Origin of the sequence: Roseateles saccharophilus, from assembly GCF_031458095.1 — a bacterium.
Lineage (GTDB): Bacteria > Pseudomonadota > Gammaproteobacteria > Burkholderiales > Burkholderiaceae_C > Pelomonas > Pelomonas saccharophila_A.
The window spans coordinates 55,701-68,863 of record NZ_JAVDXU010000004.1 but is presented as its reverse complement, the minus strand read 5'-3'; the positions used below and the strand labels follow the sequence as shown (position 1 = coordinate 68,863).

Sequence of the window (13,163 nt, the reverse complement as noted above, 5' to 3'; positions counted from 1 at the left end):
CTCCGACGGAATTCGGGTTTGGATGTCCTCGCTGTCCGGGGTACCTGAGAGATTGACAAGGCGGTTGGCAGTCCCGCGCAAGCTTGCCCCTTCGGTGGACGGGCTCGGTGACCCGCCTCTCTCCAGTGAGGAACGCCCCAGTGTCTGCCACCGGTGGCGTTTTGTCAGTCCTTTTGCCTGAGCGTTCGAGTCATGAAACCCTGCGCCTTCGGCGGCCCCCAAAATCAACGGGGCGCTCTCCTGACGAGTGAGGATTCTATTCACATCTAGGGGGCTGTCCGAGCAAGCAGCTAGGGGCAGACTCGCGGCCATCATTTATGAGGAGACCGCCATGCTGCCCACCCGCACCGCGCTAGCCCTGGCGATAGCCTTGCTGGCGGCTCCCGCCGGCGCCGTCACCTATGCCCAGGCGCAACTCGGCGTGAATCCGAGCTTCTCCGGCGGCACCGGCCCGGTGAACACAGTGCTGACCCAGCCCAGCTCGGCCGAACTGAGCAGCGGCCTGGTCACCGGTGGCGCCAATTCCAGCGGCGAGGCCCACGCCTTCGCCCAGATCGGCACGCTGAAGGTGGACGGCAGCTCCGTCGGCAGCCTGGCCAGCGTGGCCCGCGCCAGCTGGCGCGACGACTTCATGCTCAACCTGCCGGGCGTGGCCGCCAACACCCAGGTGACCGTGGATTTCCAGCTGCTGTTCAACGGCACCCTCACCGTGGGCTCGTCCAATATCGGTTCGGCCTCCTGGCAGGTGAGGGCGGACATGGGTGGCGGCGCCTACGACCTGGCTGGCGATGCCACCCTGTACAACAACTCGCCGGTGCTGGGCGTTCACGGCTATGTCGGCACCCCGTTGGGCACCCTGCATGGCACGGCCACTTTCATGACCGGCCAGACCCTGCCCCTCATCGTGGAGCTGACGGGCGCGGCCCAGACGGCCAATGACGGCTATGGCGGCGCCTTGGCCACGTCCTCTTTCGACCTGTCGCACACCCTGCGCTGGGGCGGCATGACGGTGTCGCTCAATGGCGTGCCACAGAGCCAGGTCATCATGACCTCGGCCTCGGGCTTCAACTACCTGCAGGCCGCGCCCGTGCCCGAGCCGGGCACCGGCCTCCTGATAGGCCTGGGCGCCGCCTTCCTGCTCTGGCGCCGCCGCATGGCGACTTAGTCGCCCAGGTGCGCGGATTCCAGCGCTTCGCTGTCGATGGGCATGGTCTGGCCATCGGCGCCTTCGAAGAACATGGGCTTGCGCGCCTTGGCCACCGGAGCGACCTGGTTCATCGTCATGGCGTCGAACAGGCGGCCGTTCTGCATGACCTGGGCGATGCGGTCGGTCTGGCGGATGTCGGCCAGCGGATTGCCGTTGATGACGACGAGGTCGGCCAGCTTGCCGGGCTCCAGCGAGCCCAGGTCCTTGTCGAAGCCGAAGTTGCGCGCCGGGTTGATGGTGGCGGTGCGCAGCGCCTCATGAGGCGTCATGCCACCCAGCACGAACATCCACATCTCCCAATGCGTGCCCAGGCCTTCGCGCTGACCATGGGCACCGATGGAGGTGTTGACGCCGGCGCGTGACAGGGCGGTCGCGGTGCGGGCCACGCGGATGACGTTGAAGTCCTCCTCGGGCGCGGTCTCGCGGCGCACCGAGCGCGGCTCCAGCACCGTGCGCGGCACATAGCGGCTCAGCAGCGGGTGCTTCCAGACGTCGGTACGGGCATACCAGTAATGCTCGCCGTCCAGGCCTCCGTAGCCGACGTTCAGCGTCGGCGTGTAGCCCACCGCCGTCTGGCTCCACAGCTGCTTGACGTCGTCCCAGACCTCGGCCAGCGGCAGCGCATGCTCCACGGTCGTGTGGCCGTCCACCACCATGCTCATATTGAGCTGGAACAGCGAGCCACCTTCGGGCACGACCATCATGCCGGTCTGGCGCGCGGCCTCCAGCACCTGCTGGCGCTGGTCGCGGCGCGGCTGCTGATAGCTCTTGACGCTGATGGCGCCTTCGGCCTTCTGGCGGTTCAGATGGGTCAGCGCGTCGTCCAGGCTGTTGACGTTGGAATAGAAGGGCGTGCGGGCGCCGTAGAGGATGGTGCCGGTCGAGTAGATGCGCGGACCCAGCACGACGCCGGCACGTTGCATCTCGCTCTGCGTGAAGATGGCTGAGCTGAGGTTGGACGGGTCGTGCAGCGTCGTCACGCCGAAGGCCAGGGATGCGAGGTTGACCCAGCTCTGCTGCGGGATCAGGCCGGAGTCGTTCATGGCGCCATGCCAATGGGCGTCGATGAAGCCGGGCACGATGGTCTTGCCGCTGGCATCGATGCGCTTGGCGTCGGCGGGAACAGCCACGTCCTTGCCGACGGCCACGATGCGGTTGCCGTCCACCAGCACGGTGCCGCCCTCGATGACCTCGTCGCCCTTCATGGTCACGATGCGAGCGCCGGTCAGCGCGATCTTGCCCGCGGGCTTGTCGCTGGCCTGCTCGAAGCCGATCTTCTGGCTGGTCGCCTTGTCCTTGTCCTCGGCATTGGCCGTGAACAGCTCGTCGCCCAAGGTGAAGTGCAGTTTCCTGCTGTCACCGCTCCAGTGCAGGGTCGTGCCGGCGTTGACGTCGAGCTGGCGCACCGGCAGGGCGTCCATCTTGGCGCCGACGGTGAGGGTCTTGCCGGACTGGCCCTGCACGCCGGGCAGCGGCGTCACATAGGCATGGAAGCGCTCGACAAAGCCCAGCCATTGGCCGTCCGGCGAGACGCTGTATTCGGCTGCCGCATCGCTGCGCGCGATCTCGGTCTCGCTGCGGTCGCGCAGGTTCAGGCGCGTCAGCGAGAAACGCTGCTCGACCTCGCTGGCGCTGCTGGTCTTGGTGAAGAAGACCTCGTCGCTCCTGGCGCCGAACTGCGCGCCGCTGCCGTCCTTGCTGATGCGCTCGGGCTTGCCCGAACCATCGCTTGCTGCCAGGTAGAGGCCGGTGTCCAGGCTGTGCCAGGGGTTAGTCAGGCCGCCACCCTTGACCTTGCGATAGACCACCTGCTTGCCGTCCGGCGACAGGCGCGGCTCCAGGTATTTGCCCGGCTCCTTGACGACGACGGTTTCCTTGCCGGAGGCGATGTCCAGGCGGCGGATCGTGCCTTGCGTGTCGTCACGCCAGGTCGCATAGACCAGGCTCTTGCCGTCGCGCGACCAGCTGGGCGCGAATTCAAACGACTCGTCCTGCCGGGTCAGCCGGCGCGGGGCACCGTCCGGCAAATCCTTGACGTAGAGCGAACCCAGCGCCGAGTAGACGACGCGCTTGCCGTCCGGCGACACCTGGGCGCCGCGCAACTGGTGCACGGCGAACTTCTCGGGCGCGACCACCTGGGCATAGCGCATGGGCTCGCGCAGCTCGCGCGTGTCCTTCACGTGGAAGGGAATGTCGGCAGCCGTGCCCTTGAAGGGGTCGACGCGCCAGATCTTGCCCTCGGCCCAGACGACGAGCTCCTTGCCGCCGGGCATCCAGGCAAAGCTGGGGTAGACGCCCCACATGGCCCAGATCTCCTGCAGGTCGCGCGACAGGCCGCTCCAGGCCGGGCGCTCGACGCCGGTGGTCAGGTCCTTCAGGAACAGCGTGCTCTGGTTGCGCACGCGGCGCACAAAGGCCAGGTAACGCCCGTCCGGCGAAGGCGTGGGCCGCACCGCGCCGCCGGGACCGGTCACGAAAGGCTCGACCGAGCCGTCGCCCAGGTCCTGGCGGAAGATCCTGTAGATCTCGCCGTTGCTGTCCTTGTTGTATTCGAAGGTGCGGCCCGGCGTCGTGTCCTGGGAGTAGTAGAGGTATTTACCGTCCGGTGAGACGGCGGGCTCGCCGAGGTCCTTCTGCCAGTTGGGCTTCTCGTTGAGCTGCACGCCCTTGTTCTTGGCCGCGTCGCCGTCGACGTGGAAGAGCCAGATCTCTCCCGAGCCGGCGCTGCGCGTGCCGGTGTAGTGCTTGCGCGCCAGCAGGTATTTGCCGCTGGGATGCCAGACCGGGTTGTTCAGCAGGCGGAAGTCCTCCTTGGTGACGGCGCGCGTGCCGCTGCCGTCGGCATTCATGACCCAGATGTTGTCGCCGCCGCCGGCGTCGCTGAGGAAGGCGATCTGCTTGCCGTCCGGCGAGAAGCGGGCCTGGTGTTCCCAGGCGATGGAATGCGTCAGCGGCTTGGCTTCGCCGCCGCCGATGGGCAGGGTGTAGAGGTCGCCGAGCAGGTCGAACACGATGGTCTTGCCGTCGGGGCTGACGTCCACGCTCATCCAGGTGCCGGTCTTCACGTCGATGTTGGCCGTCCTGGCCACGCCGGGCGGTGTGTTGACGTTCCACGCCGCGGGCTTGGAGGCTTCTTTGGCGGCTTCCTGGGCATTGGCGGCCAGGGCGGCGGCCAGCAGCAGAGCGGGAGCAAAGGTCAGACGGGACATGGAGTCGGGTGTTGGGAAGACCAAAACCTTCGATGCTAGCGAAGGCCTGCTTGCCCACCCGTTCGTCACGCCCCCGTCAGGGCCAGGGCTTCGCTCAAGCTCAGGGTTTGCCCGAGGCTCCAGGCAGCCCTGGCTTTGCCGCTGCCGAGCTGTGAGCTGGCGAGACGGCGCACGCGGGCCAGGGCACGCGCCTCGCGTGAGCCGAGGGCGCCCAGGTGGCGCTGCCAGTACTGCTCGGCAAAGGCGGCCAGCTGCAAGGATTGCTCGGGTTGGCGCAGCCGCGCCAGCGGCCGGGGGAAGAGCTGCAGCGTCAGCGCCCGGGCGTGAAGATGCTGGCGGGCATGGGCGATGCGCAGGGCCTGGCGGGCGGCCACCAGGGCGGCCGGCCAGTCGCGGCGCGACTCATGGGCCATGGCCAGGGTGTAGGCCGCGTCGAGCTGGCCGACGCCATCGCCGTCCTCCTCGGCCATGCGTTGGCAGGCGGTGATCCAGCCCACCGCGGTGGCGATGTCGCCGAGCTCGATCAGGCATTGGGCGCGGTTGCGCAGCCGCGCCGCGGCCTGGCGCGAATGGCCGACGGCCTCCCACAGCTCCTGGGCGCGCGCATACAAGGCCTCGGCCTGGGCCGGCTGGCCGCGCGACACGGCGATGGCGGCCAGCTGCTGCCAGGCGCGGGCTTCGGTGGCCACGTCGCCGATGCGGCGCGCCAGGGCGACGGCTTCCTCCAGCGGGCGGGTCTGGCCCTGCTCGCGGTTGTCGCCGGCCAGCAGCACCCAGGCGCGCCGCACCAGGGCCGGGGCGCGCGCGACCGGGTCGGTGCCGGCGAGTTGCAGGGCCCGTTCGGCCTCGGCGAGCGCCAGCACGCGGTCGCCATGCGTGAAGGCGAGGTGGGCGCGCAACTCGTGGCCGGCGGAAGAGGGCGGCGCCAGTTGCAGCAACTCGCCCAGCTGGTCTACCAGCCGGCGGTCCACGCCGTCGCTCTCCCAGCAGGGGCGCATGGCCAGGGCCAGGCTCAACCCGGCGGCAGCGTCGCCATCGTCGGCGGCATCAGCGATGAGGGCCCGAGCCAGCTCGCGCCGCGGTGCCCACGCGGTGATCGGCGCTTGCAGTCCGAGGGCGGTGGCCCAGTCACGCAAGGCGGCACGCAGCGCGGCTCGCGCGGCGCGTTGTTCGGCCGGGGCCACGCGCGCCAGCACGCCACGGCGCAGCAGCTCCAGCATGCGGTAGCGCGGCTCCGCATCGCCACCGGTCTGCACCAGGGAATGCGCGGTCAGCTCGCCCATCAGGGCCGGCGTGCCGTCCAGGGCCGCCACATCGGCCCAGGCGAAGGCGCCCGGCAGCGCGGCCAGGCGCTGCAGCAGGGCGCGCGGCTCGGGTCCCAGCAAGGCCAGGCTCCAGTCCAGCAGGCCGGCCACCGAGGCATGGCGCGGCGCGCGCGTCGGGCTGGTCAGCCAGCTCGGCACGGCGCCGGACTCGGGCTTGAAGCCGCGCCACTGCTCCAGCATCTGCGCCGGCGAGAAGCTGCGCACGCGCGCGGCAGCCAGCTCCAGCGCCAGCGGCAGGCCCTCCAGCGCCTGGATGAGTTCGGTCAACGCGGCCTGGTTGTCGCGGCTGGCATGGAAGTCGGCCCGCACGGCGCGGGCGCGATCGATGAAGAGGGCCTGGGCCGTGTCCTGGCTGTCGGCCAGAGGCGCCACGTCGACCAGGATTTCGCCGTCCACTTCCAGCGCATGGCGGGAGGTGACCAGCAGGCTCAGCGCCGGGGCGATGGCGAGCAGGCGCTGCACGCCCTGGGCAACGACGCCGAGGGCCTGCTCGGCGTTGTCCAGCACCAGCAGGCGCATGCCGCCGGGATCCTGCAAGGCCGCCTCGATGGCCGGCCAGCCGCCGCCACGCGTGACCATCAGCGCTCGTTCCAGCGCGGCCACCAGGCCGGCTTCGTCGCGCACCTCGGCCAGCGCCGCCATGCCGCAGCTCCAGTCAAGCTGCTTGAACTGCAGCCAGGCCAGCTCCACCGCCAGCCGCGTCTTGCCGACGCCGCCGGGGCCGATGAGGGTCAGCAAACGCGCTTCTGGCAGTTGCGCGGCCAGGGCCTCGAGCCGACCCGGTGGCGCGAAATAGCGCGTCAGATAGCGCGGCAGGCTGGTGGCAAAGGAGGGCAGGGCGGGTGCCGGTGCCGGCTGGGGCATCGGCGATGGCGATGGGGCTGGCAGGTCGTCGGCCAAGGCGGCGAGTCGATGCCTTTCGCTGACGACCCAGTCGTCGAAATGGCCGGGCAGCAGCTCGCCGCCGTAGTGGGCCGGGCTGCGGCTGGCTTCGAAGTCCTGCACGTCGCTGCTCAGTGCGCCGGGCAGCAGCGAGACCTGCAGGCGGTCGGCGTTGAAGAGGGGCGCCTCCTCGGTCTCGAGCAGGGCGCGCAGCGTGGACAGGGTCTGGCGCAGCCGATTGCGGCCGACGTCCAGCTCGACGCCGGGCCACAGCAGCTCGACCAGCTCCTCGCGCGGATGCTGGCGCTTGGGCGCCAGCGCCAGCCGGGCCAGCAGCAGGGCCGCAGCGCGGCTGGGCAGGCGCGTCAGCTCGACGCGGCCGGCGCGCTCGATCTCGAAACCACCGAGCAGGCGCAGGCGCAGCATCAGGCTAAGGCCAAAGCCACCAGACGATCAGGCCGCCGAAGATGATCCATTGACTCGCGTAGTACGCAAACCGGCTCTTCGCCTTGATGCGCTTGCCGAACAGGCGCACCTGCTGCACATAGGCGAACAGGCGGTTGATGCCGCCGGTCTTGTCGGTGTCGGAATTGGGCGCTGCCGCGGCGCGGATCAGCGTGTTGCTGATGAAGTGGTTGAACCAGCGCGCCACCGGGTTGTTCAGTGGCCGCTCGACGTCGCAGAACAGGATGATGCGCATCATGTCCGACTGGTTCTCGGCGTAGTGCAGATAGGTCTCGTCGAAGATGACGCCTTCGCCGTCGCGCCAGAAATAGCGCTCGCCATCCACCGAGATATAGCAGCTGTCGGCGTTGGGGGTCACGAGGCCGAGGTGGTAGCGCACCGAGCCGGCGAAGGGGTCGCGATGGGTGACCAGCCGCCCGCCCGGCGGCAGGGCCGCGAACATGGCGGCCTTGACGGTCGGGATACGCTGCAGCAACCCCGTCGTGACCGGGCACATCTCCTTGGCCGAGGGGTGGGCCTCGTCGTACCACTTCAGGTGAAAGCGCGTCCAGCCCGTCTTGAAGAAGCTGTTGAAGCCGGCGTCGTTGTACTTGTCGCTCTTCTTGATCTCGCCGGCATCGGCCAGCTTGAAGGCCTCGGCGCGGATGTCCTGCCAGTGCTCCTCCAGCAGCTTGAGCTCCGGAAAGCCCGCCACCGGCAGATAGGGCCTGGCCGGCAGCCTGGAGAACAGATACATCAGGCAGTTGATGGGCGCCATGAAGGTGGAGTGATCCATCAGCTGGCGGAAGAACTTCAGCCGCACGCGGCCGCGGAAGTGCACATACATCGTGCTCGCGATGAAGATCGCGACGATGCTGAGCTTGATATAGGGGATGTCGTTCATCGTCCGTAGAAGTCGGCCTCGCCGGGCGGGCGCGACTTGAATCGCTTGTGCAGCCAGAAGTACTGATGCAATTGTCGGCGCGCCTGGGCCTCGATGACGGCATTCATCCGGGTGGCGTCGGCGACGATGTCATCGCTGGGGAAATTGTCCAGCGCCGGCTCGATGACCAGCGTGTAGCCGTCCGATTCCCGGCGCGGGTAGCAGGGCAATACCGCCGCCTTCGTCACCGCGGCCATGCGCGACAGCCCGCCGATGGTGGCCGCCGGCACGCCGAAGAAGGGCACGAAGACCGAGTCGCGGTGGCCGAAGTCCTGGTCGGGCAGGTAGTACAGGCGGTAGCCGTCCTTCAGCGCCCGCAGCGTCGGCCGCGTGCCCTGCTGGCGCGCGAAGATGATGCCGGTGCCGAAGCGCAGGCGCTTGGCGCGGAAGAAGGCGTCCAGCCAGGGGTCCTTCTGCACCGAGTAGATGCTGACCAGCGGCGTCTCCAGCGACACCCTCAGGCCCGCCAGGTCCAGGCCGGTGAAGTGGGGCATCATCAGAATGACGTTGCGGCCATCCAGGGCGCGCAGATGCTCCAGGCCTTCGATGCGTACCAGGCGTTTGAGGCGTTCGCGCGACGCGAACCAGCCGTAGCCGTACTCCAGCAGCATCTGCACCATGGCGACGAAGTGGCGGCGCAGCAACCGGGCCCGCTCGGCCTCGCCCATGTCCGGCAGGCACAGGCGCAGATTGACCTCGCCGATGCGGCGGCGCGAGGTCGGCAGCGCGTAGATCAGGCTGCCCACCACCCAGCCCAGGGCCGTGATGACCCGGAACGGCAGCCAGCTCAGCAGCCAGACGAAGCCGACGAGCAGCCTCAGGCCCATGGGAGCCTCGGTCGGTCTGTCAGAGCATTCCGTTCAAAAACAATCACTTAGCAAGGTCTGGTGGCCGCGCGGGCCGCCATTGTCGTCTCAGCCAGCCGTCTCCAGCCGGCGCAGGCGCAGGCGCTGCGCGACCAGCATCAGCAAGGGGATGGCGGCCAGCCAGGCAAAGGCCCAGGCCGAGGGGTGCATCCACCACGCCGCCGCAACCAGGCCGCATTGCAACAGCATGGCATTGCCAAAGCCCATGCCGCGCCCGCCGGTGTAGGCGGCGACCAGCATGGCCGCCAGCCACAGGCCGACGAGGATGCGCAGGGCCAGCCACGGCAGGCCGGGCTGGTCGATGGACAGCAGGCCGACCAGCGCCGGCCATTGCAGCAGCGCGAAGGTGCAGGGCTCGGAGAGGGCGCGGTTCAGCATGGGAGGCTCCAGGCGCTTCATGGGACGACGGTGTAGTTCTGCCAACGGGTGGTGAAGCGGTTGTCCACGGGCACGTTCAGGGTGGCGGTCGGGCTGCCGCTGCTGTCGAGGATCTCGGCGCGGCAGCTCACCGAGGTCGGGATGTACTGTTCCTCCTCGACGACACCGCGGATGGCTTGCAGGCGCGCGTCGTTGCCTCCCGTGGCCGCGAGGGCGGCGTCAATCTGGGCCAGGTCGGACTGCCGGTTGCTGCCGCCGTAGTTCATCGTCACGTTGAAGTTGCGCGCCGAGCCGCCGCCGTCCACGGCGGTCTTCACCGCCGTTTCGAAGGCATGCAGCATCGATCCGCCGCCGCGGTTGTTGGCTTCCTGCGTGATGGGGCCGAGGTTCTCCCAGAGATTGCCCGGACCGTCCAGGTTGTGGTTGAGCAGATGTCCCTTGACGTAGAGGTGGTCACCGGCGTTGCCGTCGCTGCGGCGCTTGGCCAGCCGCGTCCAGCGGGCCGAGCTGACGCTGGGTTCGCTGCCGCGCACGGGCCAATGCGAGCGCTGGGCATTCAGCAGGTCGATCCGCGCGGTGTGCCCCCAACCCTGGGCCGTGACCGAACTGAATACCGGCGGCGTGGCGGCGCCGCCACCGGCCGGCATCAGGCGGCGGGTGATGCCGGCGATCTCGGTGATCAGCGCGACGATGGCAGCGGACACCACCTGCGGATCGCTTGAGGTCATGGGGTCGGCCGAAGCGCCCGCGGTCGCTGCCGTGCCCGCTGCCGGCGGCGTGCTGCTCAGCGAGCGGGCGCGGCGACGCAACTGCTGAAGGCGGTGGTATTTGTCCTGGGCCTCCGTGCGGTCCGCGCTGGCCGGCAACGCGGCCAGGAAGGCCGGGAAGCGCTGTGGCGTCGAGGCCACCATCAGCTCGCCTTCCTCGCCTTCGCCTTCGATATAGAGCTCATGCGGTTCGCCGCTTGCCGTCGTGAAGCTGAAGCGCTCGTGCCACCACTGCACGACCGAGCCCACCGCGTCGCGCACCGCCGCCGCGCCGCGACGTGCCATCGCGATGAAGGCCTGGCCCAGCTCGATGGCGCGGTCGATCAGCCAGTCGATGGCCTGGTCGACCAGGGTGCGCACCGTCTCCAGCAGCTCGTGCATGCGCTCGCCGATGCGGCCCAGGCCGAACTGGTTGGCCAGGAAGCCGATGGCCACCGGCATGGCGCGGTCCAGGGCGTCCTCCAGGAAGCCGGCCGCGCCGTCGATGGCGCCGTGGGCGATGTCCAGGACGCCGTCGAGCACGCGCGAGACGATCTCCAGCATCTCGCGCAGGTATTGCACAAAGGATTCGATGGCGTTGTAGACGGCCACCAGGGTGTTGATGACGGGCATGATGCCGGTCACGTCCAACAGGCTCATCAGCCAGCGCGTGGCGCGGCCGATGATGGCGTCCGTCACCCAGCTGATGACGCCGTCCAGCACGCGGTCCCAGAGGTTGGACAGCTGGTTCTGGATCTCCACCCACAGCCCCGCCGGCCCCTCGTTGATGAGGATGGACAGGAAGTGCCAGGCGCCGGTGGCCAGGTTCATGATCTGGCGCAGGCGGCGCACCGTGCTGGCATCCAGCTTCAGCGTCAGGCGTTCGAAGATGTGCTCGACGGTGATGCCCAGCACCTGCAGCACGAAGCCGAAGATGGAGCCGATGGAGAAGTCCGTCGGCGGCGTGATGCCGGCGTTCTGGGCCTGGCCGAACAGCCAGCCGCTGACGCCGTTGAGCAGATGGGTGGCTATGTTGTCGAAAAAGCGCCCGAAGCCGGCCTTGACGGCGCCCAGCAGGTTGATGAGGAAGCCCACCGGGTCGGTCAGGATGTCGCCGATGGCCGCGGCGGCCTTGGCCAGCACCTGCACCACCAGCTCCGGCGGCAGGCCCAGCACGCGCAGCACCGACTGGAAGAAGGTCCAGGCCGCACCGGCCAGGTCGCCATCGACGAAGACCTGGCGCAGGATGCGCAGGGCCGTGGCCTGCACGCGCGGCCACAGCGTCGGGTCGCTGAAGAACTGGCCGAAGACGGGGATGCGCGACAGGATCTGGTTGAAGACGAAGTTCTTGACGGGTTCGCGGATGCAGCAGGGGATGGCCTCCCAGACGCTGGACAGGATGAGCTGGGGCAGGCGCATCAGGTCGGTGACGACGCCGATGAGGCGGCGCACCACGCCGGCCACGTTTTCGATGAAGGGCGTCAGCGCATCAAAGCCCTGCAGCAGCCAGTCGAACAGGCCGCGCACCTGCTCGTCGGCCCAGCTGACCAGGCGCAGGGCCGCGTCCTCCAGCCAGCCCAGGGCATTGGCCAGCATGGCCATCAGGCTGCTGGAGCGCAGGCTGCCCATCAGCGAGGACACGGCGCCGCCCAGGGCGCCGACCTTGGTCGACACCCAGCCGCCGGCCTCGACGATGACGTCACGCACCGTGCCGATGACCTGCGTGACCGATGGCAGCACGGCAGCCAGCGTGTCGCGGTTCTCGGCCACGCCGTCGCCGCCTTCCATGGCCGTGGCCGACGCATTCAGCTGCGTGGACATCTGCTGCATCTGCTGGCCGAAGTTGCGCATCCACGGCGGCGGCAGCATGTCGGCCACCTTCTGGGCCGTGGCGGCGATGGGCTGCCAGACGGGGGCGGTCTGCTCCTTGACCCAGTCCCAGGCCTCGCCGGCCTTGGTCGTGATCCAGCCGACGATGCCGCCGGAGCTGTCGCCCACACCACCACCCGCGGCCTCCTCGGGCCCGAACAGCTGCTCCTTGACCCAGCCCCAGGCGTCGCCCACGGCGTTGCGCACCGGCGCCGTCCAGTTCCAGATATCGGTGCCGAAGGCCTCGATGCGCGCCCACACGGCGCCGGCTTTCTCGCGCAGCCACTCGATGGCCGGCGCGCCATAGCCGTTCCACAGGTCGGTGAAGAAGTCGCCGATGGGCTGCAGGAAGGTCGTCAAGCGCTCCCAGGCTTCGCCGGCCACTTCCGTCACAAAGGTCTTGAGCTCGTCGATGGCGTTCAGCAGCGGCTGGCAGTCGCCCGAGATCAGTGCCGCCGCGATGCCGCTGGCCCGCTCGACCAGGCCGGTGAACACGCCCAGCATGGCCGTCAGCGTGCCGCTCGGGTCCAGGGCGTTCAGGGCCGAGGCCAGTCCGTCCAGTGCCGAGGACACCATCTCGCGCAACAGGGCCATGGGACCGCGCTCGATGACGGGTACCAGGCTGGGCGCCACCTCGCGCACCAGGCGCATCGCGACGGCACCGATGGCCTCGCCCACGGCGTCGACCGCCGCGCCGGCCGCGTCGACGCCGGCATCCACGACATCGCCGCCGAAATCGGCCACGGCGCCAGCGGCATTGCCGAGGCTGTCCAGGATGCCGTCGCGCTGCACAGCGGCGGCCGGCTGTTCCTTGGCCGTCAGCGGCGCGCTGCTGGCCACCTTCTTCGCGTTGGCCTCGGCCTCGCGTTCGGCCTTGTCGTGATGGGCGCCACCGTCCGCCGCGCTCGGCTGGGTGGCGGGCGTGTCCGCGCGGCGCTGCTGCACGACATGGGTGAGTTCATGCGCGAGCAGGCCGCGGCCTGACGGGCTCTCCGGCGCGAAATGCGCGGCGCCGAAGACGATGTCGTTGCCGGCCGTGTAGGCCCGAGCACCCATGCCGGCCGCAGAGTCGGCGGCGGCGCCATCGGTATGCACGCGCACGTCGGCCAGCGGCGCGCCGAAGCGGCTTTCCATCTCGGCGCGCACCGGCGCCGGCAGCGGCTGGCCGCGGCCGGCCTTGTCCTGCAGATAGCGGGGCAGGCCTGCGGCCGATGATTTGGCAGCCGCTGCGCGCGGTGGCCCGCGACTGGCCGTGCCTCGCGGCTTGCGTGCGGTGGCGGTGCGCGCCTGCATG

General features: G+C 69.4%; 7 protein-coding genes and 2 riboswitches. Of the genes, 1 reads left to right on the top strand and 6 read right to left on the bottom strand.

What is annotated here, in order from left to right:
* Positions 1–21 precede the first annotated feature (21 nt).
* Positions 22–136, bottom strand: a riboswitch (glycine riboswitch).
* 19 nt (positions 137–155) lie between these two features.
* Positions 156–253, bottom strand: a riboswitch (glycine riboswitch).
* A 78-nt stretch (positions 254–331) separates the two neighbouring features.
* On the top strand, positions 332–1,165 hold the full coding sequence (locus J2X20_RS23055) for a PEP-CTERM sorting domain-containing protein (RefSeq protein ID WP_310270150.1): 834 nt from the start codon (positions 332–334) through the stop codon (positions 1,163–1,165).
* On the opposite strand, the gene J2X20_RS23050 is transcribed toward J2X20_RS23055, so the two are convergent.
* From J2X20_RS23050 to J2X20_RS23025, 6 genes are all read right to left on the bottom strand, one after another.
* Positions 1,162–4,416, bottom strand: coding sequence for an amidohydrolase family protein (locus J2X20_RS23050; RefSeq protein WP_310270148.1), 3,255 nt, complete (start codon positions 4,414–4,416; stop codon positions 1,162–1,164). The two genes, J2X20_RS23055 and J2X20_RS23050, sit on opposite strands and share 4 nt — an antisense overlap.
* Before the next feature lie 65 nt (positions 4,417–4,481).
* A complete protein-coding gene (locus J2X20_RS23045) occupies positions 4,482–7,049 on the bottom strand; it encodes an ATP-binding protein (protein WP_310270146.1) in 2,568 nt (855 codons plus the stop codon).
* A 4-nt stretch (positions 7,050–7,053) separates the two neighbouring features.
* Complete coding sequence (locus tag J2X20_RS23040; protein ID WP_310271494.1) at positions 7,054–7,953, bottom strand: aspartyl/asparaginyl beta-hydroxylase domain-containing protein; 900 nt, start codon at positions 7,951–7,953, stop codon at positions 7,054–7,056.
* Between the two features lie 14 nt (positions 7,954–7,967).
* Positions 7,968–8,837 carry an LpxL/LpxP family acyltransferase gene (locus tag J2X20_RS23035; RefSeq protein WP_310270143.1) on the bottom strand — a complete coding sequence of 290 codons (870 nt, stop codon included), beginning with the start codon at positions 8,835–8,837 and terminating at the stop codon, positions 7,968–7,970.
* Between the two features lie 87 nt (positions 8,838–8,924).
* Positions 8,925–9,275: a hypothetical protein gene (locus J2X20_RS23030; protein ID WP_310270140.1), complete on the bottom strand. Its 351-nt coding sequence runs from the start codon at positions 9,273–9,275 to the stop codon at positions 8,925–8,927.
* Positions 9,272–13,162 (bottom strand): eCIS core domain-containing protein, encoded by a 3,891-nt coding sequence (locus tag J2X20_RS23025; RefSeq protein WP_310270137.1) that lies wholly within the window; start codon positions 13,160–13,162, stop codon positions 9,272–9,274. The genes J2X20_RS23030 and J2X20_RS23025 overlap by 4 nt, the downstream gene beginning before the upstream one ends.
* Position 13,163: the final 1 nt, after the last annotated feature.